The organism is Roseimarinus sediminis (assembly GCF_050433125.1).
GTDB lineage: Bacteria > Bacteroidota > Bacteroidia > Bacteroidales > Prolixibacteraceae > Roseimarinus > Roseimarinus sediminis.
In genome coordinates this window covers 254,215-277,136 of record NZ_JBNPXV010000006.1, presented here as the reverse complement: position 1 = coordinate 277,136, position 22,922 = coordinate 254,215, and the positions used below count along the sequence as shown (strand labels likewise).

The window sequence follows — 22,922 nt, the reverse complement described above, 5'->3', positions numbered from 1 at the left end:
TGTTAGGCGTTAGCTTGTTATTTGTTGCTTTGCTTGCTGTTACAATACCGTATCAATATAGTGTTCCATGTAATACACATAAGCATGTTCCAGGTTCGGATCGATGGCTTCGGCCTGATAGCCATTGACTGAATCGGCCACTACTTCAAGCTCCCATCCTCCCGCTGAAGGGATGGTAGAGATGACATTGAAATTTACATTCACCTCGTCGAACTGCTCGTGCGAAGCATGAATGCGCCACACGCGGCCTTTCGATTTGTCGATCAGTTCTTCGGGCGAACCATTATAAACCACCTTTCCATTTCGTAAAAGTGCCATTTGATTGCAGGTACTCGAAATATCGCCTACAATATGTGTACTCAGTAAAATGATCACGTCGCGACTGCTGATGCGGGTGAGCAGGTTTCTGAAACGGATGCGCTCATCGGGATCGAGCCCGGTAGTTGGTTCGTCAACAATGATGATCTGCGGATCGCCAATTAAGGCTTGTGCAATCCCCAGGCGACGCTTCATACCGCCCGATAGTTTATTGGCATAGCGCTCGCGGGCTTCGTAAAGTCCCACCTCCTCGAGCATCTCATCAACGGCATCGCGTCGGGTGCGTTTATTTTTCACCCCTGCCAGCCTGGCCGAATAATCAAGAAACTCCCAGGTTTTTAACATTGGGAAGGCGCTGAAATCCTGAGGCAGATAACCGGTCATTGAGCGAATGGCCTTTCTGTTTTTCGATAGATCCATTCCGTTGACCAGCACTTTGCCCTCGCTGGGCTTCATCAACGATACCAAAATGCGCATCAGTGTTGATTTGCCGGCTCCGTTGGCCCCCAGTAAACCAAACATCCCGTTTTCAATTTCGAGATTGACCGATTTAAGGGCTTTATGACCGTTGCCATAAATTTTTGATAAGTCCTGAATTGAGATTTTCACTTTGGTACTGTTTTAACGTCACGTTTTTAGATTGGTCGACCGATGAAAGGTTTAACCAGCATTTGATTAAAAGTGTTAAATAAAGCAAGTATTTCCCTGATAATTTACAAGCGATCGGCCAAAGGCACTTATGAATCGGTAACTGAACAGCTAAAACAGCTTTCGAAATAGAAAAAAGCCAGACACAATGTCCGGCCCTTTCTATTTTTTGTCTTAAAATTACCTTAGTACCTCAACCATTTGCCCAATTCTTTCCAACTTGGCTTTTTACCATACATTAAGATTCCGGTGCGGTAAATCTTACTTGCAATCCAAATGGCCCCGTAAGTCGAAACTGCAAGAATGCCAATTGAAATAAGCACTTCGTACCATGGCACGCCAAACGGAATACGCACCATCATAATAATGGGCGAAGTAAAAGGAATATGGGAAGCCCAGAAAGCCAGCTGCCCTTCAGGGTTTTTGATTACATTGGCCAAAATAATGATGGCCGCAACCAAAGGAATGGTGATGGGTAACATAAATTGCTGCATGTCCTCTTCCGAATCGACAGCCGAGGCCACGGCGGCCATCAAAGAGCTGTAAAGCAGGTAACCCAGAATAAAATAAATGAGGAAGAAGAAGATGATCTGCGTAAAATTAACCGCCTCGATTTGTGAAATGATCTCGGCCATTTTATCGTCAGCCATTTCCTGTACCATTTCAGCAGCTTCGCCCCCTCCGGCCATCATGATACTTTCGCCCTGAACCATTTGCTGCATGGCATCTTCGTTCACAAACATCGATTTTGCACCAATGAAAATACCTCCCATCAGGATGATCCAGATAAGGAACTGGGTAAGACCGACTGCAGCAAGTCCGATAATTTTTCCCATCATCAACTGAATGGGTTTTACCGATGAGATAATGACCTCGACAATCCGGTTTTGCTTTTCTTCGAGCACACCACGCATAAGCATGTTTCCGTATATAAATACAAACATATAAATCAGAAAACCGGCTGCATAGCCAACCCCCATGGCAATTTCGGTTGAGCCTTTTTTGGCTTCACCACCTTCACTTAACTTAATGGTTTCGACCGAAATACGGGTCTCTGTATTCTGAAGCTGGTTTTCCAGATCGGCAATACCAATGCGCTTCATGAGTTCGGCACGCTTCTGGTCCTCAAGAATTTGCTCCAGCTGCCTGTCGATATGAGACTTCACATCCAGGTTGATCTGTTTGTGCGAATACACATTTACCCGGTTGATGTTTACAATGTTTTCGGGAATGTCGAGCAAGGCATAGTATTCATTGTCCTTCAGATGATCTTTTACCTCGTTGTACTCTTCCTCTTGAATAAAATGAAACTGAGTGGATGCAGCGTCTTCGAGTTCTCCCAGAAAAAGCGCTGAACGGTCCAATACGGCCACTTTGTGTTCTTCCTTGCTATCGCGCGTAGCCAGATAAGCCGGAAGAAACATAATGCCTGCAAATAACAAGGGGGTTAAAATGGTCAATATTAAAAACGATTTCTTTTTAACCCTTATTAAATATTCACGTTTAAAAATGAGTATGATCTTATTCATTGCGCTCGGGTTTAGTTGTTGCTTTCTACTACGTTAATAAATACTTCGTTCATACTTGGTATGCGCTCGCTAAACGATACAATTTCGGAAACCGACATGATCATCTTCAGCATTTCGTTGTTTTGCGCACCATTTTGATGTTTCACGGTAAGCTGGTTAAAATGTTTTCCTTCGTCGTGCGACAATACATCGAAAGCGGCCCCAAGCCTGCTGGTTATTTCGTTAAAATTCCCCTTGTACACTACATCGTAGGTATTGGTCTTGAAACGGGCTTTTACATCGTGAATGTTCCCGTCGAGAATTTTTTTCGATTTATTGATCAGGGCAATATGATCGCAAATTTCTTCGACCGAACTCATGTTGTGGGTTGAAAAGATGATGGTTGCACCCTGCTCGCGTAAATAGAGTATTTCCTGTTTAATCAGGTTGGCATTAATGGGGTCGAAACCACTGAAGGGTTCATCAAAAATGAGCAGTTTGGGTTCGTGTAATACAGTACATACAAACTGGATTTTTTGCTGCATCCCTTTCGAAAGCTCCATGAGCTTTTTATCCCACCAGCCCTGAATTTCAAATTTCTCGAACCAAAACTTGAGCTTTTTCAGTGCATCACGACGTGAAAGTCCTTTCAACTGTGCCAGATACAGTGCCTGTTCACCAACCTTCATTTTCTTGTACAGCCCCCTTTCTTCAGGCAAATACCCAATGTTATAAATGTCGGTCGATTTTAACGGACGGCCTTCAAGAAAGATGCGTCCTTCATCGGGCGCCGTAATTTGATTGATGATGCGGATGAGGGTGGTTTTTCCGGCACCATTGGGGCCCAGCAATCCAAATACCTGGCCCTGCTCAATAGAGATACTTACATCGGTAAGCGCCTGATGTCCCGAATAGCGTTTACTTACATTTTCTGCTTTAAAGAATTCCATTGTTTTAGTGCTTTGCTTTTATAATTGTTTAATTGGTCAGTGTTATTGAATTTTTGTTACAAACGAAAGTAATAATCATTCGCATTTCGTGTAGAAAAATGTGCCTGCAATTTCTATTTTTGCACTACTTAACTAAACATCATGCATAAAAGCGCTTTTTTTCTGTTCCTTCTTTTATTACCAGCGTGGCTTTTTTCTCAAACAAGTGATCAAAGCGAGTGGATTAATTTTGGAGGCGGACACATGGCCCAATGGTTGCAGATAGCTCCCGGCAAAATGGGCCCCAATGCTTTGCTGGTTCCCCGAATGGACTATGCCCGGGTGGGTTACGAATCGAAGCTCGAACTGGGTGCCCATTATCACCAAATGACCGGCGATACAGCTGTTAACTCATTTTTCAGGTATTACTGGAACATTGCTCCCGGCCGTGCTGCCGTTGAAATATGGGGCCAACCCAGCGAAACTTTCAGAAGCTCAAACCAGGTACGCGACTTCCGACAAGTAGTATACCGCGATGAAGGTTGGACGACCGTGGCTGGCGATTTGCTTATCAGCACTTACATTCAGTTGCTGAAAGACAAGATCTACCTGCCCGACATGGTGCTGAATTACACCCTGAAAACCACCACCGGCGACAACTACCATGCCCGCTATACCAATGCAGGAATGAACTATTTTTACATGGCTTTCGGAAAAAGCTTTTATACTTCGTCAAAATGGCTTAGCGAAATCAGAATCGCCGGCCTTACGGGTTTTTATGTATGGCAAACCAATAAGGTAGAAATGGCCCAGGATGAAGGGGCAGTTATTGAACTGGGAATAGAACTGAAAAACCAGTGGCTGAGCTTATACACCGAATACGGAGGGTACAATGGTTACGATGCCTACAAATACCTGAACGGCATTTATGGCGAAGGAGCCATACAGGGTCATAATGATCCTCGGATTTTGCGAACGCGCATCAAAAAAACCGGCAAGCTCTTCAACATTGCTGCTGAATATCAAACCGGTTTTCAGGATTATCATTATCAAACTTTTCGTCTGGCTGTGATTTATCATTTTAAAGCACCCGAACGAAAGTGGTAGTTGCTTACTGAGTCAGTGCTTTTAAAAGGCTGCGCACACCTGCAACCGATTCAACCTTAAAGCGGGCTGCTGTATTTACCATCCCAACCTTCACCGTTACTGCATTTTCGGGCAGTTCGCGGAACATGTATTCATCGGTCCAGTCGTCGCCAACGGCAAGGATGAAATCAAACCTGCGATCGCCGATAAAACGCACGGCCGCAGCACCTTTGTTAATCCCACCGCTTTTCACCTCAATGACCTTGTTGCCCTCCATGATTTCGAGGTTATGATTGGCAATCAGATTGGTCAGCTCGTCTTTCAGCTCGTTGGCGCGCAAAGCACCCTGTTCGGGTTCCGATTTGCGGTAATGCCAAACCAGTGAGTAATTTTTTTCTTCGATAAATGAGCCAGGCGTACGGTCGACAAAATTTTCAAGCGCCGGCCTGATATTCTCCTTCCAGTCGGCATTAATCTGGTAGAGCATTCGCCATTCATCGCCCCTTACTTTGGTCCAAACACCATGTTCTACAATCAGGTTGATATCGTGACCCTCGAACCATTTTTCAAGGGTAGCCCGGTCTCGACCGCTGATAATGGTTACCTCATTTCGCTCGTCACCGGTTAGTTTTTTGATCAGCTGATGAACTTCAACATCAGGACTGGCGGCTTGGGGATTGGTTTTAAAACTGGCAAGCGTACCGTCGTAATCGAGAAAAATAGCCCTCTTTTCCGCCTTCGCATATTCCTGAGCAATATCCTGCTGCACCCGGGCAGTAATTTTTTTGGTATTGAACTGATGTTGTATGGTCTTGATTTTCTCCATCGATTTAACAAATTCGCCGGCCCACTTAAACACATCGTACCGCTTGAGTCGTTTCTGCATTATTTCCATGCGCTCGCGTTGTTCTGCTAGTGGCATTTCAAGTGCATTGTAAATGCTCTCGGCAATTTCGTTGAAGTTATTGGGATTGATAATAATGGCTTCCCCCATTTCTTTACTCACACCGGCCATTTCACTGATGATAATCACCCCGCTTTTATTGACCCTCGAAGCCACATATTCCTTGGCAACCAGGTTCATTCCGTCGCGTACCGGAGTAATCAGCGCCACATCGCAGGCATTGTATAGTTCAATCAGATTTTCGAAGGGCAACGAACGATAGAAATACCAGATGGGATTATAGTTCACCATTCCAAAGCGGCCATTGATGTAGCCCACCAGTTCATCGACCTGTTTTTTCAGCTTTTTGTACTGTTCAACCTTTCCGCGCGAAGGAACAGCCAGCATTACCAGGCTTACATTGCCCCGGTACTGCGGGTATTTTTCGAGGAACATGGCAAAAGCCTTTAGCCGGTTGGGAATGCCTTTGGTGTAGTCCATCCGGTCGATCGACAGAATTAGCTTTCGTTGCGGAGCATTTAAAAAATAACGCTCCAGTTCAACCTGAAGTTCTGATTTCTCCTGGATGAGTTTGTTTTTAACGTTGATAGAGGCCTTACTAAACTTGCTGTAATCGATCCCCATTGGAAAGGCATCGGCCAGAATGATCCGGTTCTCGGTATGAATTTGGTTGAAATTGATTTCCAGCCCCAACAAACGGCGTACACTGCTCAAAAAGTGGCGTTCATAATCATAGGTATGGAAGCCCAGCAAATCGGCGCCCAACATACCACTTATGATTTCTTTCCGCCAGGGAAGAATTCTGAAAACCTCGAACGAAGGAAAAGGAATGTGAAGAAAGAACCCAATGGTTACATCGGGACGCATTTTTTTGATCATTCCGGGAACCAGCATTAGCTGATAATCGTGAACCCAAATCATATCATTTTCTTCAAGCACCCTAAGGGCTGCATCGGCAAATTTCTGGTTAACCTGAACATAGGCCTCCCACTCTTCGTGCTCATACTGAACAAACTCGTTAAAATAGTGGAAAAGTGGCCAAATCGTTTTATTGCTAAATCCTTCGTAATACTTATTGATTTCCTTCTGATGCAGGTGAACCGTTACACAACCTTCTTTTTCAAGTGCACGATCGATTTTCTGCTCATCATCGGCTTCAAATTGTTCGATGGGTAAGCCCGGCCAGCCAATCCAGTTGCCCTTGTAATTCTTATAGATCGATTTCATTCCGGTGGCAAGGCCTCCTACACTCGGAGTTAGTTCGAAATCGTTGTCTACCTTTTCGGCATTAAATGGTAAGCGGTTAGATAAAATATGAATTCTGTTCATCGTATCAGTTTTAATTTTTGGCAATGCTGATATCATAACCTTTTCATAAGGAATATGTTTATTTGATATCTGATCTTGTTAAAATAAACATTTTCTCCTTTATTGCAAGGGAAAAGCCAGTCATATTTAATATAAGATAACATTGCAGTGGTCAACTTTAAGTATAAAGTTCGACACGAAAAGCGTTTTATTGCAACGAGAGATGAACTAGCTTTGTTTTATCAAAACAGGTCGTTGCATTGTGAGTCATTTTATTAATTTTAAGCATGAATAATCTGAATTACGGAATTATAGGAAATTGTCAATCGGGGGCCCTGGTTTCTGAAGATGGAACCATTGAATGGTTATGCCTTCCCCATTTTGATTCGCCTTCGGTATTTGCCGCCCTACTCGATCAGGAAAAAGGTGGAAGTTTTGAAATAAAGCCACTGAAACCTATCAGCATACATCAGGAATACGTTAAAAGTACCAACATACTGAAAACCCGTTTCACCTGTGAAGATGGTATTTTTGAAGTACACGACTTTATGCCCCGCTATAAGGTCGACGGCTCAAAGGAACGGTATTTTCCGCCCGATCTGATTCGCTATTTTAAACTCATCGAGGGGCAGCCCGAGTTAAGCATACGCTACAACCCGAAGCTTGAATATGCCCGTCATGAAACCTTTAATCGTGTCGATGAAGGCTATATTAAATCGTACACCTCCGAAGGAGTTTATGATTCAATGTACTTTTATACCGATTTCGACAGGGAAAAAATCGTTGCCGGCGAAGCAATCAAACTCAGCGAGGACAATTACTGCCTGATCAGTTACCATCAGAAATTACTGAAACAGTCGACCGAACGTGCCTACCTGAAACTTCAGCGAACCAAAGTATACTGGCTCAACTGGATCAACCGCACCATAACCTATACCCAATACAACGATGAAATCCAACGCAGTGCCCTGGCATTAAAACTACTGAGCTTTCAGAAGAGCGGTGCCGTGCTGGCGGCCCTCACCACATCGCTGCCCGAAACCATTGGCGAAGTTCGTAACTGGGACTATCGTTTCTGCTGGATCAGGGATGCCTCAATGGTGGTAAAGGTGATGAAACAACTGGGACACAACAGCATCTCGCGCAGCTATTTGAATTTCATTATTAACATCATGCCCGACAAGGATGAAAAAATGCAGATCATGTATGGCATTAATGGCGAAAAGAACCTGACTGAATATGAGCTCGATCATTTGTCGGGTTATGAAAATTCGCGCCCCGTCAGAATCGGAAATGCAGCCTACGAACAAAAGCAAAACGACATTTACGGCATCCTGCTCGATGTGATTTATCAGAATTTTAAGATACACGAAACCTCATTGATGAACAGTGAAGAGCTATGGACACTGGTTCGCAATGTGGTAAAAATAGTAGCACGAAACTGGCACCAACCCGACAAGGGAATCTGGGAAATTCGAAACGAAGACAAGCATTTCACTTTTAGCAAGGTACTTTGCTGGACAGCCATCGACCGCGCCCTGCGCATTGCTGCGCTGCTCAACCAAAGCAAATACCTGAAAAGATGGATCAGCCTGCGCAAGGAAATTCACGACGACATCATGAAGAATGCATGGTCGGAAAAAAAGCAGGCCTTTACCCAGGCCTACGATTCAGAAGAACTCGATTCATCGGTTCTGCTCATGGAAAGCTATGGTTTCATTACCGGCTCCGACCCCAAATATGTCAGCACCGTCGAAGCCGTACAGAAGGACCTTGAATACAAAGGGCTGATGTTCCGCTATCGCAACAAGGATGATTTTGGAGAACCTAAATCGGCTTTTACAATTTGTAGTTTCTGGCTCATCAATGCACTGATAAAAATTGGAAGAAAAGAGGAAGCCAAAAAGAAATTTGAAGAATTACTGGGCTATTCAAATCATTTGGGACTGTTCAGCGAAGACATCGATTTTGACAGCAAGCGCCTGTTGGGCAATTTTCCGCAGGCTTATTCCCATCTGGCCTTAATTGAAACAGCCATTAACCTTACTCAGGGAGAAAAGACCGAAGAAGAATTGCTGCTTGAGTTCATTCACTGACAAAAAAACAGCAATCAACTTCTCCAGGGTTTCATTACCCTTTCGAGTGCCTTTTCGCCCTGCATCCACGAAAGGAATACACCATAGTTGCTTACGGGCACGCTGGCTGTGCGTAATTCGCGCAGGCGTGCCTGTAACTTCTGATTACTGATCATACAGCCGCCACAGTGAATAATCAGCCGGTATTTCCGGAGGTCCTCATTGCTTTGAAATTCACGACCGAAATTGAAATCAACCTCCACACCGGGAAAACGTTTGGCAATCATTCCCGGAATTTGAACAGTTCCAATGTCTTCCTGAATGCGTGAGTGATTGCAGGCCTCAGCAATCAACACCCTGTCGCCCGCCTCCAAATGATCGAGTGCGCTGATTCCTTCATAAAACTCCATGATGCGTCCACGACTGGCATAATTGATCATCATAATAGAAAAAGTGGTGAGTACGATATCATCCGGTACCCAGGCAGCCATGATGTCCATCGCCTGCGAATCGGTAATAATCGCCTTTGGACGTTGCTTAAAAGAAGAGAGGAAACGCTCAAAACGTTGTCGTTCGGCTGTAGTGTTCCCGCTTCGCGCGAGCCTCAGGTTCATACGGTAAGCTACCGGATAGGCCCACTTTCGCGTAATGTATTCCTGCGCCATGGCTTGTGGTCTGAGGAAACGTCCGCCGGGGGTTTCTTCATCCATGGGGATGTTCAGCACATAAAATTCGTTGGCCTCTACAAAGGGGAGCAACTCAGGGGTCTGATTTTTCGAATCGAAATGTGCGAGTATGAACTGCAGCAGGCGGCTTCGGTCCGACGATTCGACGGCAGATAAAACAATTGACTGAATACGTTCAAGCACCGGCAGCTTTTCTTTTATCCTGTCAATGCGTTTTTCGTCGCTTTGCTTAAAGAGATTGAAAATTACCAGGATTTGCTTGTCTGCCTCACGGGCTTCGTTTAGCACCAGTTCTTCGGTTTCGAATTGTTGCGTTGACGGATCAATAACCAACAGGACCAGATCACATTCTTTCAGCGCATTCAGCACCTTGTTGCGCTTTTTGCTTCCCAAACCGCTCAACTCATCGAGACCTGCCGTATCGTAAAGCTTAACAGGCCCAAGTCCATGAATCTCCTGCATGGCAACTTTAGTATCGGCCGTTGTGCCGGGAGTGGCATCAGCAATAGATGTTTCCTGCTGGGTAAGTAAATTCATCAAACTACTCTTCCCTGAATTCATCTTACCAAAAAAACCAATGTGATCACGCTCAACTATCATATTATCATATCCTTTAGATTCAACAAACTCACGAAAGACCAAAGGTAGCAGCTCTCTTAAAAAAACAATCAGTATCAGATCAAAATAATTACAGCAGGCAGGTGATTTTAATTTGACTTAATTTTTTAGCGGGTTTCAATAAAAATTTTAGTTTTGTAAGTTGAAGCTTGATAACAATGGAAAAGGTTGCAGTATTTCCCGGATCGTTCGATCCTTTCACGATAGGACATGAATCGGTATTGAAAAGGGCACTCCCTTTATTCGATAAAATTATCGTCATGCTGGGCGTGAATGATGCCAAGAAATATCTTTTCCCAATTGAAGTACGCAAGCAAATGATTGAGACACTTTTTGCAGAAGTACCAGCCATTGAAGTTTCGATTTACAACGGGCTTACAGTCGATTTCTGCAAACAGGTTGGAGCAACACACATCCTTAGAGGGCTGCGGACGGCTGCCGATTTCGAGTATGAAAGAGCCATTGCCCAGGTGAACAAAAAAATGTACAACAACATCGAAACTGTTTTCCTGTTAACACTGCCTGAACATACACCGGTTAATTCGTCGGTTGTTCGTGATATTTTGAAACACAAAGGCGATATCAGCATGTTTATACCTGACCGGCTTGATATCAAAAAATATTTAGGGAATGATAATGACTAAAAGTGGCCGCTTAACCATTCTATTTTTAATCGTTGGCACCCTGGCAATGGGCGCTGAGATTAAATTCAGCGCACCCGAATATGCAGGAAGCACTTTTAGTTTCTATACCATCCCCAATTTCCTTACCGACAAGCAAGCCATTGTAGGCGAAGGAACGGTTGGCGACGATGGCAGTTTTGTGTGTGAAATAGAACTTTCGCAGGAGATGCCTGTGTACAGCGAATTTGGAGTTTACAAAGGCTGGCTGGTGATGCAGCCCGACGAAGCGCTTGAAATTGTTTTGCCGCCCAAAGCCGAGAAGCGTTCATCCAATCCTTACTTCCGCCCCAAACTTGTTCACCTTGGAATTAAAAACAACAACGACAACAACATCAATTTGCTCATTGAAAATTTTACACGGCAATACAATGCCCAGATGAGCAAAAACATGCAACAAATTTTCTACCGTCGCTCGCTCGAGACTGCCGAACAGGTGGTTGCCGATTTACAAAGCCAGTTTCCTGATTCGGGAAATGAATACTTCGAGAATTTCAAAAAATACAAATACGCCACAACTAAATACACTGCACTTATTCAGGATCCGACACCGGTAATGGAAGAATATTTCATTGAGCAGCCCATCCTTTATACCCAACCTGAATACAGTGAACTTTTCGACAAGCTTTTTACAAAATACCTGCAATATGCCACCCAACAGGTGAACGGGCAGAAAATAAGTGTCATGCTCAACTCGGGCGCCTATCAGCAACTCATCGACTGGCTCACCATCGACATGATGTTTGATCAGACCTTATCGGAAGCCATCATTCTCAAGGGAATTAAACCACTTTTTTATTCCAAGCGATTTAACACCGTAGGGCTTTTCAATATTCTTCAAAAGATTACCGAAACATCGGCCATCGAAGTACATCAGACTTCGGCCGATCAAATTTTCAACGAACTGGCCCGAACCATGTACGGAGCCATAGCTCCCGAACTCGATCTGGTCGACATCAATGGCAACTATGTTGGATGGGATAGTTTTGAAGGAAAATACGTTTACCTGTGTTTCACCCGTACCGACAATGAAAAATTTGTTGCTCACAAGGAACTCATCAAACAGTTTCAGCAAAAATACACCGACGACCTGGCCATTGTTGTTGTACTCGAAGATGACAACATTGAACAAAATGCCGAATTGCTTTCGAGCGACGATTTTGAGTGGACAGTACTACGGGGTATGACACGTCGCGAAATTTACGAATCATTTAACGTACGTATTCTTCCCACTTATTTTCTGATTGATCCGCAGGGGCGCATGGCCGGATCGCAGGCCCCCTGGCCCGATGAGAATTTTGAGATGCAGTTTGATAACATTCTCAAAGCCACCCGCGACTAACACTTATTTAAAGCTGCAATTTCAAATAAAATGCAAACAAAGGCTGCAACGAAGCGTAGGTATTTTGCTGCACTTCTGACAACTCGTGACGCCTGAACCAACGTACTTCACTTATGTCTTCTTCGCTTTGAGGAACAGGCTGTTCTTTACCTTCATAATACATTAAAAACCAACAGGTCGTTTTAAAAATCCATTGACCAGGCACATAGGGCGACTCATAAACATGAAAGCTCGAATCAAGCTGTTTTTCAAGAGAAAAACCTTTCAGGCCGGTTTCTTCCTCCACCTCACGACAAGCTGCCTGCGCCACTGTTTCTCCTTTTTCAAGTTTGCCTTTGGGCAGATCCCACAAACCCCATCGCCTGATGCACAGCAATTCACCGGCTGTATTTACAGGCAATCCGCCTGCAGCTGTAATACATTTAAATGCAGAAGAAAAAAGTGCACGCAGATCGCTGGCAGGCAAGCCATACAAATAAAGCAGTTGGGGGCCGTCGGATTTTATCATTAGCTCTCTGGCCTTTAGCGCATCGGCATGAGCAACTACCTGCATCAGCACTGCTTCCTCTGGTGCATCGGAAGGTGCAGCGCTGTTTATAAAAACAGTTCGGTCATTGAAAAAAACTTTGTACATTTGCCCGATATTATTTAAAACCTTAGTCATGAGTGATTTTCAAATTGAAGTAACCAAGCGACTGTTACAAATTAACACAATAAAAGTTCAACCATCAAATCCCTTTACCTGGGCATCAGGATGGTTATCTCCTATTTATTGCGACAACCGCAAAATATTATCCTATCCCGAAACACGGAATTTTATACGTGACCAATTTGTCAACATTATCCGTGAAAAATATCCCGAAGCCGAAGTAATTGCCGGCGTTGCCACCGGTGCCATAGCACATGGAGCACTTGTAGCCGACCAGCTTGGCTTACCTTTTGTGTATGTCCGTTCGAAACCCAAAGATCACGGGCTCGAAAACCTCATAGAAGGAGACCTGAAACCCGGCCAAAAAATTGTTGTGATTGAAGACCTGGTTTCTACCGGTGGCAGCAGCCTGAAAGCCGCAGAAGCACTCAGCAACTTTGGAGGTGATGTAAGGGCCATGGTAGCCATTTTTACTTACAATTTCCCGATTGCCACACAAAACTTTGAAAAAGCAGGACTTGAACTGACTACCCTCAGTAATTATCAAATTCTGATTGACCATGCGCTGAAAATGAATTTAATTGCCGAAGAGGATGTTGAACGACTGCAAAACTGGCGGGAAAACCCCGCTCAGTGGGGAAAAGAATAAGCCACGCTGCCTTTTTTTGCAGTAATAAAATTCTATCATACACTTCAGCCGGACAGCAATGTTTCCGGCTGTTTTACGAAATCGAAAAATGAGTACAAGTAAATACGTAAGCGATGTAAAAGTTGTAAATCAAAATCATGAAACGGTTTACAACTTCCTGTCCGATTTCAATAATCTGGGACAGTTTTTCAATGAGTATACCCTGGCTCAATTATCGGGACAGCTGCCCAATGCAAGTATCGAAGATGTATCAACCGACACCGATAGTTGTACTTTCACCATTTCGCCCATGGGTGAAGCAGGACTGAGAATTATCGGGCGGGAGCCGACAAAAACCATTAAAATTAGTGGTGAAGGAAAAATTCCTTTTCAGCTTTTTGTATGGATACAGTTACTGCCGTCGGGGCCTTATCAGACAAAATTAAGGGTTACACTCCATGCCGAACTTAACATGATGTTGAAAATGCTTGCTGGGAAGAAACTGAAGGAAGGTGTGAATAAAATTGCCGATGCACTTACCATGCTGCCTTATCAATAAGCTGACAGAATGGCGCAGCTTTCAGATAATTGCCGATGCGGGTGTCAGTCAACGCCGGATTTCAGCTTGACGCCAAAAATTCAACTTCCTTAAAATGATAAGTACGTAAGTGACCACTTTCATCTTCAATCTGCAATTGACCAATTTCGTTTAATCCGGTAATAGTTCCCTGAAAAAAGCCATTTTTATCACGGTACATGGCTGCAAAACCATAGCGATACAAACGCTCAATATAATGCTGATCAATACTCCCGGTGTCGGCACGACACAATGCTCCATACCATTGGTCGATTGCTTCAGTAAGCAGCTTAAATACTTCATCCCGTTTTAGTTTTTTGCCACACAACTGAGCCAGCGAAACAGGATTGGGGGCATCACTTTTGAACACCAGCTGATTCACATTCAGGCCAATACCTGCCACACAGGAGCCCAGCTCATGACCGGTTATACTTGTTTCGATCAGAATTCCAGCCACTTTTTTATCTCCAACATAAATATCATTGGGCCATTTAATTCGTACCTCCTCAGCAAACAGCTGTACCACATCGGCCACTCCAAGCGCAATTACCTTCGACAGCAGAAACTGAAATTGTACCGGCAAAAAACGCGGATACAACACAAGGCTGAGTAACAGGTTTTGCCCCGCTTCACTCTCCCATTTGTTATTGCGTTGACCTCTGCCCGACAGTTGCTCTTCGGCCAACACCACGGCACCTTCGGGCCAGTTATTCTTCAATGCATTGGCAGTGGCATAATTGTTGGTAGAATCAAGCTTCACCAATTTTAGTATTTTAGAACCAATTATTTCTGCCATAATTTCCGGGGAATTAATCAGGTAAAAAGTTTAAATTTGCAATTTACTCACAAATATATGGAGAACATTAAACAATACAGCTCATCAAATCATTTAATAGAGGCAATTATCGAAGGAGTGCGGCGAAGGAAAGGAAAAGAAATAATCAACCTCGATCTAAGCCATTTGGAAAATTCACAATGTAATCACTTCATTATTTGTCATGGCGCTTCCAACACACAGGTTGAAGCAATAGCCCGCTCGGTTGAAGAAACCGTTGAAGAAATTACGGGCGAAAACGTTTGGCATACCGATGGATACAGAAATGCAGAATGGATACTGCTCGATTATGCCGACATCATGGTTCATGTTTTTCAGGAAGAATGGCGTAAACATTACGATCTGGAAACACTATGGGCCGACGCTAATTTTACAAAATATAACGCAGAAAATTAATCATAATGGCTGAAAAAGATAAAAAGAAAAAAACCAGTTTTACCGATAATTTTAAACCCAAAACTCCGGGTAGCGGTAAGCCAAAATTCAACATGACTTACCTTTACATAGCGATCATTGTATTATTGGGCATTCAGTTCTTCTCTGGAGGCAATGCTGCCGTTGAAACAACCTGGTACGAAGTAAAACGCACCATGATATTAAATGGCGATGTCCAGAAAATTGTCGTGTTAAACAAGTCGGAAGCCAACATCTACTTAAAAAAGGATAGTTACGAAAAATACAGCGAGAAACTGGGATCCGGTTTTTCAAAACCCACTGTTTCAGGTCCGCATTTTTATTTTACAATTGGCTCAACCGAGGGTTTCGAACAAAACCTGAAGGAAGCCTATGCTTCATACAATATCCCCGACAGTGAAGAAATCCCCATCGAATACCAGGACACCTACGACTGGGGTGGTATTTTTCAGATTCTTTTCCCCATCGGTTTGATTATTTTCTTCTGGTGGTTCCTGTTTAAACGCATGAGCAAAGGCGGTGGCGGCGGTCCTGGTGCGGGCATTTTCAATGTTGGTAAATCGCAGGCAAAACTTTTCGATAAAGACCAAAAAGTAACCACTACTTTTAAAGATGTGGCTGGTCTTTCAGAAGCCAAACAGGAGATTGAAGAGATTGTTTCCTTCCTGAAAAACCCAACACGCTATACCAAACTGGGAGGTAAAATCCCCAAAGGAGCACTGCTGGTGGGCCCTCCGGGAACCGGTAAAACACTGCTTGCAAAAGCCGTGGCTGGCGAAGCACATGTTCCTTTCTTCTCCATGTCGGGTTCCGACTTTGTTGAAATGTTTGTCGGTGTTGGCGCATCGCGTGTTCGTGATCTCTTTAAGCAGGCCAAGGAAAAATCGCCCTGCATTGTGTTCATCGACGAGATTGATGCCATTGGCCGTGCCCGTGGAAAAAATCCCAACATGGGATCGAACGACGAAAGAGAAAACACCCTGAACCAGTTGTTGACCGAAATGGATGGTTTCGATACCAATTCGGGGGTCATTATTCTGGCTGCCACCAACCGTGCCGACATTCTCGACCGGGCACTGATGCGTGCAGGACGTTTCGACCGTCAGATTCATGTTGAATTGCCCGACCTGAACGAACGTAAAGCGATTTTCAAGGTACACCTTCGTCCCCTGAAAATATCAGAAAGCGTCAATACCGACTTTCTGTCGAAACAGACTCCTGGTTTCTCGGGTGCCGACATTGCCAACGTTTGCAACGAAGCCGCACTGATTGCAGCCCGTAACGACCACGAATCGGTTGAAAAACAGGACTTCCTCGATGCCGTTGACCGTATAATCGGCGGACTCGAAAAGAAAAATAAGATCATCTCGATGGATGAGAAGAAAACCATCGCCTATCACGAAGCAGGACATGCCACGGTTAGCTGGTTGCTTGAACACGCTCACCCCCTGGTAAAGGTAACCATTGTGCCTCGCGGTAAAGCACTGGGTGCTGCATGGTACCTCCCCGAAGAACGATCAATCACCACCAAAGACCAGATGATGGACGAAATGTGTGCCACTTTGGGAGGTCGTGCTGCCGAAGAAATCTCGTTCAATAAAATTTCATCAGGAGCACAAAACGACCTTGAACGGGTAACCAAACAGGCTTATGCCATGGTATGCTACTTTGGAATGAGCGAGAAAGTAGGCAACCTCAGCTTCTACGATTCAACAGGGCAGGCCGACTACAGCTTCACCAAACCCTACAGTGAAAAAACGGCCGAACTGATTGACGACGAAATCAAAAACCTGGTTGACCTGGCATACAAACGCGCAAAAAAGGTGCTTGGTGAAAATGCCGAAGGGCACAAGGTGCTGGCAGAACGCCTCCTCGAAAAGGAGGTGCTGTTTACCGAAGACCTGGAAGAAATATTTGGACCACGTCCTGGTGGAAAAAGCATTGAAAAAGATCAACACCTGGGGCCTGAAGTCCTTAAAGAAGCAAGTACCGACGATGAAGTACAACAACAAACACCATCAATTGAGGAAACTGCGGGCTAATGTTTCAATCCGACATTCAATAAATCGAAAGGCGCCCACTGTGGTGCCTTTTTCTTTGTCAGTTACTTAGCAAATAATTCATCAACTTAACGTTTTCTGCAAAGCAAGGTTAACTGTATTTCGTAGGTCCGTAATTGCACAAATCATCTTTTATTTTTTTATATTGTTGAAAAAGCATCATTAAAGCAAAAAGATCATGGAAAAAGGATGGAAACAAGTATTTTTGTCGGGAGAAATGTACCAGGCAGAAATAGCACGGGAATTATTAGAGAACAATGGCATCGCAGCCGTAGTGCTCAATCAAAAGGATTCATCGTATACTGCGTTTGGAAACATTGAAGTTTATGTAAACGAGCATGACGAAACCAAAGCGATTGAAATCTTAAAAGAACTAAAACATTGAAGCAATTAATTGTCCGAACGATTACAGGCCTTGTATATGCCGCTCTAACTATTGCCAGTATTCTTATCAGCAAATACACCTTTGTTGTCTATTTTGGAATCGTCGTTGCATACACCCTTTTTGAGTTCTACCGACTCTGTAAAAAAGGAGGAAATAAGCCACAATTTACACTGGGGATCAGTACGGCACTGTATCTTTTTTTGGCCTTCTTTCTGTTTAATTTTGAAGGATTCAATGCTACTTTGTTTTTTGGTTTTGTGCCGCTTTTAATGCTGATTCCTGTAATTGCCCTGTTTCAAAAACAAAAGAAACCGCTACTTAATGTCGCATTTACTTTGCTGGGCATTGTTTATATTGCATTGCCACTTTCAATGCTCGTCTTTATTGTTAACCCCGATGCATCCCAACCAGGAAACTACGATCCCCGCTTACTGCTCGGCTTGCTGTTGATACTCTGGGCAAACGATTCCGGAGCATACATTATCGGAAGCTGGCTGGGGCGCAACAAAATGTTTGAAAAAATTTCTCCTAAAAAAACGTGGGAAGGTGCACTGGGAGGCATGTTGCTTGCCATGTTGCTTGCATTGGTTTATTTTAACTACTTCAACTATGCTTCTATTGCACAAACACTTATTCTTACTTCCTTAACCGTTATTGCTGCCATTTTGGGCGATTTAAGCGAATCGCTCATTAAAAGGAGTTTTGGAGTGAAAGACTCAGGCGCAATTTTGCCAGGCCATGGTGGCTTGCTCGACCGTTTCGACAGCATGCTGTTTGCGGCTCCTGTATATTTTGTCATGATAACTTTGATTTTAAATTAACCTGCTATGAGAGTACATAAAGAAGGAAGAGTAACCCTCCTTATTTTGGCAATTTTGATTGTAAGCATCAATTACGCCTTGATTCGGTTCAACTTCCCCTCATCAATAGTATATGTCGTTGCCTTTGCTTCATTATTGGTGTATCTTTTTAATCTGTGGTTTTTCAGAGTAGTTAACCGTCCGGTAATTAGCGATCCACTGTCGGTAATGTCCCCCTGCGATGGTCGCGTGGTGGTAATACAGGAGACCGGGATCAATGAATTTTATCAGGACGAAACCATTCAGGTATCCATCTTCATGTCACCGCTCGATGTACACATGAACTGGTTTCCCATTGGCGGAAAAATTCTCTATTCCAAACTGCACAAAGGAAGCCATACAGTAGCCTGGGCACCTAAAGCTTCTGAATTGAACGAGCACTCATCGGTTGTTATTGAAAGCGAATCGAAACAAAAAGTGTTGGTTCGCCAAATTGCCGGCGCCATGGCCCGACGGGTAGTATGCTATGCAAAAGAAGGAGCTTATGCCGAGCAAAATGGCAACATGGGCTTTATTAAGTTTGGCTCGCGTGTTGACCTTTTTCTTCCAAAAGATGCAAGTATAAAAGTTGAATTGAATCAAAAAGTAGTCGGGACTCAAACAGAAATTGCCCGTTTAAAATGATGGAAAAGCAAACAAAGAAAAAGTGGTATGCTTTTGTTCCCAACCTGCTTACCCTTGCTAACCTGCTCTGTGGAACAATAGCCGTTTATATGGCTTTCAATGGTGAAATAGCCCTGGCCGTTTACCTCATGTTTGCTGGTGCCCTTTTCGATTTTTTTGATGGCTTTGTTGCCCGTTTATTGAAAGTTTCGGGCGAGCTTGGTAAACAGCTCGATTCGCTGGCCGATGTCATTACCTTCGGATTTCTGCCTGGCGCACTGGCTTTCATGATACAAAGCAAGTTAATCGGTTTTGACGCGGGAGAAAATCATCACTTGAAAATCGCTGAATACATTTATCTGTTAATCCCCTTGTTAATTCCGGCTTTTTCTGCACTGCGGCTGGCAAAATTTAACATCGATACCCGGCAAAGCCACTCTTTTATTGGCCTGCCTACACCTGCCAATGCCCTCTTTTTTGCAGCGCTGGCTTTAATCATCTTTGATCAGAAAAACACGGCCTTGTCATTTCTTCATCATCCACTTTTGATTGCCATCATTGTCGTCGTATTTTCACTTTTACTGCTAGCCGAAATCCCTCTGTTTTCTTTAAAATTCACGACCTTCAAAGGAAAAGAAAATTTCATTCGCTACCTCTTTCTTGCTGCCTCACTGGGTTTGTTGCTCTTATTCAGCATTAAAGGCATCGGTGCAATTATTCTGCTTTACCTGCTGCTTTCGATCATTAACAACATGACAGGGAAATCGGTTAAAAGTTAAGTAAACCAATCAATGCCAGTCTTTCGGATTGCTTTTATACGAGATGATCTTTAGCAGATCGTCAAGTTGCTCCGATTGAGAAATATCAAGCACCAGGGCTTGAAGCTTCCCGATTGCTTTGGCTTCGCGAAATTGCTGTTTAATTGCCTCCGCAATATCCAGCTCTTCGACACCCTGCCGGTTTTTTGCATTAAAATAGAAGGCCACTGTAAAAAAAGCCTCCCCAACCGACAGCCAGAAAATGGTCTGCTTTTTCTTCTGAACTTTACACAACCAGGCTTTTCCATCTTGGTAATACCGCCATTCGGCCAGTAAATTGTGTGGTGGTTCAGCAAGTGTATTCATCAATAACTGATAGGCATTGAAACCATTTCCCAGATGTGCTTCGAGTACCTGCTCATCGGGAAACACCTGTGGATCTCTTAAGTGAACTTCATTCATAATCCTTCATTTTTTATGCAATATCGAAACTTAACGCTTTTGTTTTTTCAAAAATGGCCGCTGTTCCTTTCTTCTCCTGTCATTACAGGAATAAAGTTACACAAATGAATATACTTAAGCTGTTTTCCAGCAGCATATTCTTCATAAACAGCTTCAAAGTTGCACTCACACCCTTTGCCGGTGCATTCATGTATATGTACAGGACTTCGCTTCCGTTTTCCTTAAAAATATTAACTTTGCACACCAAATTTTTTGTTACCATGCAACAATCGAACGACCGCTACATGGCACGGGGTGTTTCAGCTTCGAAAGAAGATGTACACGCTGCCATTCAAAATATCGACAAAGGCCTTTTTCCAAAGGCATTCTGCAAGATCGTCCCCGATTATCTGGGAGGAGACGATGCCTATTGCAACATTATGCATGCCGATGGCGCAGGCACCAAATCATCGCTTGCTTACATGTATTGGAAAGAAACCGGCGACTTGTCGGTATGGAAAGGCATTGCCCAGGATGCGCTGATCATGAACATCGATGATCTGTTGTGCGTTGGTGCAACCGATAACATTTTGCTGTCGTCGACCATTGGGCGTAACAAAAACAAAATTCCCGGTGAAGTAATCGCAGCCATCATCAACGCTACCGATGAACTATGTACCAGTTTGTCGGATATGGGAGTAACTGTAATACCTACAGGTGGCGAAACAGCCGATGTGGGTGATTTGGTTCGCACCATCATCGTCGATTCAACGGTCACATGCCGGATGAAACGTTCGGATGTAATTGATGCTTCGAACATTGCACCCGGAAACGTCATTATTGGTCTGTCATCGACCGGAACAGCCAGTTATGAAAAAGAATACAACGGAGGCATGGGAAGTAATGGGCTCACTTCGGCCCGTCACGACGTTTTTGCCAAATACCTGGCCGAAAAATACCCCGAAAGCTTCGACTCCGAAGTACCTTCCGAACTGGTTTACAGCGGTTCGTACCAACTTACCGACGCCATTAAGGGTTTGGGTATTGATGCCGGGAAACTGGTACTGTCACCCACCCGTACCTACGCCCCCATTATCAAAAAAATACTTGACCAGTACCGTGATCAAATCACCGGCATGGTTCACTGCTCGGGAGGAGCACAAACCAAGGTCCTGCACTTTGTCGATAAAGTACATGTTATCAAAGACAAGCTGTTTGAAGTTCCGCCACTATTCGAAATCATTCAGAAAGAATCGGGAACCGATTGGAAGGAAATGTACAAGGTTTTCAATATGGGACATCGCTTTGAGATTTACACCGGAGCTGATAATGCGGAGGAAATTATCAATATTTCCCGCTCGTTTGGAGTTGATGCAAAGATCGTAGGAAGGGTCGAGGCTTCAGATAAAAAGCAATTGACCATCAGCTCACCATTTGGAACTTTCGTATATCACTAGCTTTTCTTTAGTTAAAAGAAACAGCAGCTAATCGAAAACACAGTAAAACAAGAAAGAAATCATGGCAGATAAAAGAATATTAGGCAAATACGAACACATCAGGTATCGCTTCGACGAAGTAGGTCAACAAATTACCGACCCGGAAGTAATGAAGGACATGAAGCGCTATATCAAGCTGAATCAAGAATACAAGCACCTTGAAGATTTGGTCCGCTCTTTTGAGAAATACAAGAACATAGTCGATAATATTGCATCGACAAAGGCCCTGCTCTCGGAAGAAAGCGACGAGGAAATGCGCGAAATGGCCCGTGAAGAACTGGCCGAACTGGAAGCACAGGTAGAACCAATGGAACAGGAAATAAAGTTGTTACTGGTTCCCGCCGATCCCGAAGACGTCAAAAATGCCATTCTTGAAATCAGGGCCGGTACCGGAGGCGATGAAGCCAGCATTTTTGCCGGCGACCTGTTCCGCATGTATTCCAAGTTCATCGAGCGCAAGGGCTGGCGCATGGAAGTGACCAACATTGCCGAAGGGACATCAGGTGGTTACAAGGAAATTGTAGCCAAAGTCAGTGGTGAAGGTGTTTATGGAATACTGAAATACGAATCGGGGGTTCACCGTGTACAGCGGGTTCCTCAAACCGAAACCCAGGGAAGGGTACATACCTCGGCAGCCTCGGTAGCCGTGCTGCCCGAAGCCGAAGAATTTGATATCGATCTGAGGGAAAGCGACATCCGTAAAGATACTTATTGTTCGTCGGGACCTGGCGGACAAAGTGTAAACACAACCTATTCGGCCATCAGGCTTACGCACATTCCAACAGGAATTGTGGTTACCTGCCAGGATGAAAAATCACAGCTGAAGAACCTGGCCAAGGCAATGACCGAACTTCGTACGCGTATTTACAACATGGAATACCAGAAGTACATCGATGAAATTGCCTCAAAACGTAAAACCATGGTTTCGACGGGCGACCGTTCGGCCAAAATCAGAACTTACAACTGGCCCCAGGGCAGGGTAACCGACCACCGCATTGGCTTAACACTTTATAACTTGCCGGCAATAATCGATGGCGACATTCAGGAAATCATCGACAAATTGCAACTGGAAGAAAACGCTGAAAAACTAAAGGAAAGCGAAATTTAATGGCTG

Annotated in this window: 22 protein-coding genes; 14 read left to right on the top strand and 8 right to left on the bottom strand. The window is 44.1% G+C overall.

Annotated elements, in window-relative coordinates; translation table 11 throughout:
- Window positions 1-39: 39 nt before the first annotated feature.
- The 3 genes from FHS86_RS10030 to FHS86_RS10020 all read right to left on the bottom strand — a co-directional run bounded on the left by FHS86_RS10030 (window position 40) and on the right by FHS86_RS10020 (window position 3,424).
- Window positions 40-927 (bottom strand): ABC transporter ATP-binding protein, encoded by an 888-nt coding sequence (locus FHS86_RS10030; protein ID WP_429412878.1) that lies wholly within the window; start codon window positions 925-927, stop codon window positions 40-42.
- Between the two features lie 224 nt (window positions 928-1,151).
- The gene (locus FHS86_RS10025; protein ID WP_429412876.1) at window positions 1,152-2,495 is read right to left on the bottom strand and encodes an ABC transporter permease; all 1,344 of its coding nucleotides are present in this window, start codon (window positions 2,493-2,495) and stop codon (window positions 1,152-1,154) included.
- 11 nt (window positions 2,496-2,506) lie between these two features.
- Window positions 2,507-3,424 carry an ABC transporter ATP-binding protein gene (locus tag FHS86_RS10020; RefSeq protein WP_429412874.1) on the bottom strand — a complete coding sequence of 306 codons (918 nt, stop codon included), beginning with the start codon at window positions 3,422-3,424 and terminating at the stop codon, window positions 2,507-2,509.
- A gap of 141 nt (window positions 3,425-3,565) precedes the next feature.
- Here FHS86_RS10020 and FHS86_RS10015 point away from each other — a divergent pair, with 141 nt between their 5' ends.
- Window positions 3,566-4,510, top strand: coding sequence for a hypothetical protein (locus FHS86_RS10015; protein WP_429412872.1), 945 nt, complete (start codon window positions 3,566-3,568; stop codon window positions 4,508-4,510).
- A gap of 4 nt (window positions 4,511-4,514) precedes the next feature.
- Here FHS86_RS10015 and FHS86_RS10010 read toward each other — a convergent pair whose 3' ends face one another.
- Complete coding sequence (locus tag FHS86_RS10010; RefSeq protein ID WP_429412870.1) at window positions 4,515-6,722, bottom strand: bifunctional alpha,alpha-trehalose-phosphate synthase (UDP-forming)/trehalose-phosphatase; 2,208 nt, start codon at window positions 6,720-6,722, stop codon at window positions 4,515-4,517.
- Window positions 6,723-6,988: 266 nt separating this feature from the next.
- Between FHS86_RS10010 and FHS86_RS10005 the strand changes: the two genes are divergently transcribed.
- Window positions 6,989-8,797 carry a glycoside hydrolase family 15 protein gene (locus tag FHS86_RS10005; protein ID WP_429412869.1) on the top strand — a complete coding sequence of 603 codons (1,809 nt, stop codon included), beginning with the start codon at window positions 6,989-6,991 and terminating at the stop codon, window positions 8,795-8,797.
- Between the two features lie 14 nt (window positions 8,798-8,811).
- On the opposite strand, the gene FHS86_RS10000 is transcribed toward FHS86_RS10005, so the two are convergent.
- A complete protein-coding gene (locus FHS86_RS10000; RefSeq protein ID WP_429412868.1) occupies window positions 8,812-10,062 on the bottom strand; it encodes a GTPase in 1,251 nt (416 codons plus the stop codon).
- 176 nt (window positions 10,063-10,238) lie between these two features.
- Here FHS86_RS10000 and coaD point away from each other — a divergent pair, with 176 nt between their 5' ends.
- On the top strand, window positions 10,239-10,724 hold the full coding sequence (coaD, locus tag FHS86_RS09995) for a pantetheine-phosphate adenylyltransferase (RefSeq protein ID WP_429412867.1): 486 nt from the start codon (window positions 10,239-10,241) through the stop codon (window positions 10,722-10,724).
- A complete protein-coding gene (locus FHS86_RS09990) occupies window positions 10,711-12,102 on the top strand; it encodes a TlpA family protein disulfide reductase (RefSeq protein ID WP_429412866.1) in 1,392 nt (463 codons plus the stop codon). Before coaD ends, FHS86_RS09990 begins: the two co-directional genes overlap by 14 nt.
- 7 nt (window positions 12,103-12,109) lie before the next feature.
- Here FHS86_RS09990 and FHS86_RS09985 read toward each other — a convergent pair whose 3' ends face one another.
- Window positions 12,110-12,736 carry an NUDIX hydrolase gene (locus FHS86_RS09985; RefSeq protein WP_429412865.1) on the bottom strand — a complete coding sequence of 209 codons (627 nt, stop codon included), beginning with the start codon at window positions 12,734-12,736 and terminating at the stop codon, window positions 12,110-12,112.
- Between the two features lie 28 nt (window positions 12,737-12,764).
- Here FHS86_RS09985 and pyrE point away from each other — a divergent pair, with 28 nt between their 5' ends.
- Together pyrE and FHS86_RS09975 are read left to right on the top strand one after the other, a co-directional pair.
- Complete coding sequence (gene pyrE / locus FHS86_RS09980) at window positions 12,765-13,400, top strand: orotate phosphoribosyltransferase (RefSeq protein WP_429412864.1); 636 nt, start codon at window positions 12,765-12,767, stop codon at window positions 13,398-13,400.
- Between the two features lie 88 nt (window positions 13,401-13,488).
- On the top strand, window positions 13,489-13,938 hold the full coding sequence (locus FHS86_RS09975) for a hypothetical protein (RefSeq protein WP_429412863.1): 450 nt from the start codon (window positions 13,489-13,491) through the stop codon (window positions 13,936-13,938).
- A gap of 61 nt (window positions 13,939-13,999) precedes the next feature.
- On the opposite strand, the gene FHS86_RS09970 is transcribed toward FHS86_RS09975, so the two are convergent.
- Window positions 14,000-14,752 (bottom strand): biotin--[acetyl-CoA-carboxylase] ligase, encoded by a 753-nt coding sequence (locus FHS86_RS09970; RefSeq protein WP_429412862.1) that lies wholly within the window; start codon window positions 14,750-14,752, stop codon window positions 14,000-14,002.
- A 57-nt stretch (window positions 14,753-14,809) separates the two neighbouring features.
- Between FHS86_RS09970 and rsfS the strand changes: the two genes are divergently transcribed.
- The 6 genes from rsfS to FHS86_RS09940 all read left to right on the top strand — a co-directional run bounded on the left by rsfS (window position 14,810) and on the right by FHS86_RS09940 (window position 19,892).
- The gene (gene rsfS / locus FHS86_RS09965) at window positions 14,810-15,187 is read left to right on the top strand and encodes a ribosome silencing factor (RefSeq protein WP_429412861.1); all 378 of its coding nucleotides are present in this window, start codon (window positions 14,810-14,812) and stop codon (window positions 15,185-15,187) included.
- Between the two features lie 5 nt (window positions 15,188-15,192).
- Complete coding sequence (ftsH, locus tag FHS86_RS09960) at window positions 15,193-17,247, top strand: ATP-dependent zinc metalloprotease FtsH (protein WP_429412860.1); 2,055 nt, start codon at window positions 15,193-15,195, stop codon at window positions 17,245-17,247.
- Between the two features lie 196 nt (window positions 17,248-17,443).
- A complete protein-coding gene (locus FHS86_RS09955) occupies window positions 17,444-17,650 on the top strand; it encodes a putative signal transducing protein (protein ID WP_429412859.1) in 207 nt (68 codons plus the stop codon).
- Window positions 17,647-18,471: a phosphatidate cytidylyltransferase gene (locus FHS86_RS09950; protein ID WP_429412858.1), complete on the top strand. Its 825-nt coding sequence runs from the start codon at window positions 17,647-17,649 to the stop codon at window positions 18,469-18,471. Before FHS86_RS09955 ends, FHS86_RS09950 begins: the two co-directional genes overlap by 4 nt.
- Before the next feature lie 6 nt (window positions 18,472-18,477).
- Window positions 18,478-19,134: a phosphatidylserine decarboxylase family protein gene (locus FHS86_RS09945; protein ID WP_429412857.1), complete on the top strand. Its 657-nt coding sequence runs from the start codon at window positions 18,478-18,480 to the stop codon at window positions 19,132-19,134.
- On the top strand, window positions 19,134-19,892 hold the full coding sequence (locus tag FHS86_RS09940) for a CDP-alcohol phosphatidyltransferase family protein (RefSeq protein ID WP_429412856.1): 759 nt from the start codon (window positions 19,134-19,136) through the stop codon (window positions 19,890-19,892). The genes FHS86_RS09945 and FHS86_RS09940 overlap by 1 nt, the downstream gene beginning before the upstream one ends.
- 9 nt (window positions 19,893-19,901) lie before the next feature.
- Here FHS86_RS09940 and FHS86_RS09935 read toward each other — a convergent pair whose 3' ends face one another.
- Window positions 19,902-20,333 carry a DUF3788 family protein gene (locus tag FHS86_RS09935; RefSeq protein WP_429412855.1) on the bottom strand — a complete coding sequence of 144 codons (432 nt, stop codon included), beginning with the start codon at window positions 20,331-20,333 and terminating at the stop codon, window positions 19,902-19,904.
- 236 nt (window positions 20,334-20,569) lie between these two features.
- Between FHS86_RS09935 and FHS86_RS09930 the strand changes: the two genes are divergently transcribed.
- On the top strand, window positions 20,570-21,769 hold the full coding sequence (locus FHS86_RS09930; protein WP_429412854.1) for an AIR synthase related protein: 1,200 nt from the start codon (window positions 20,570-20,572) through the stop codon (window positions 21,767-21,769).
- 61 nt (window positions 21,770-21,830) lie between these two features.
- Entirely contained in the window at window positions 21,831-22,916 is a 1,086-nt protein-coding gene (gene prfA, locus FHS86_RS09925; RefSeq protein WP_429412853.1) for a peptide chain release factor 1, read from the top strand.
- The last annotated feature ends 6 nt before the right edge of the window (window positions 22,917-22,922 follow it).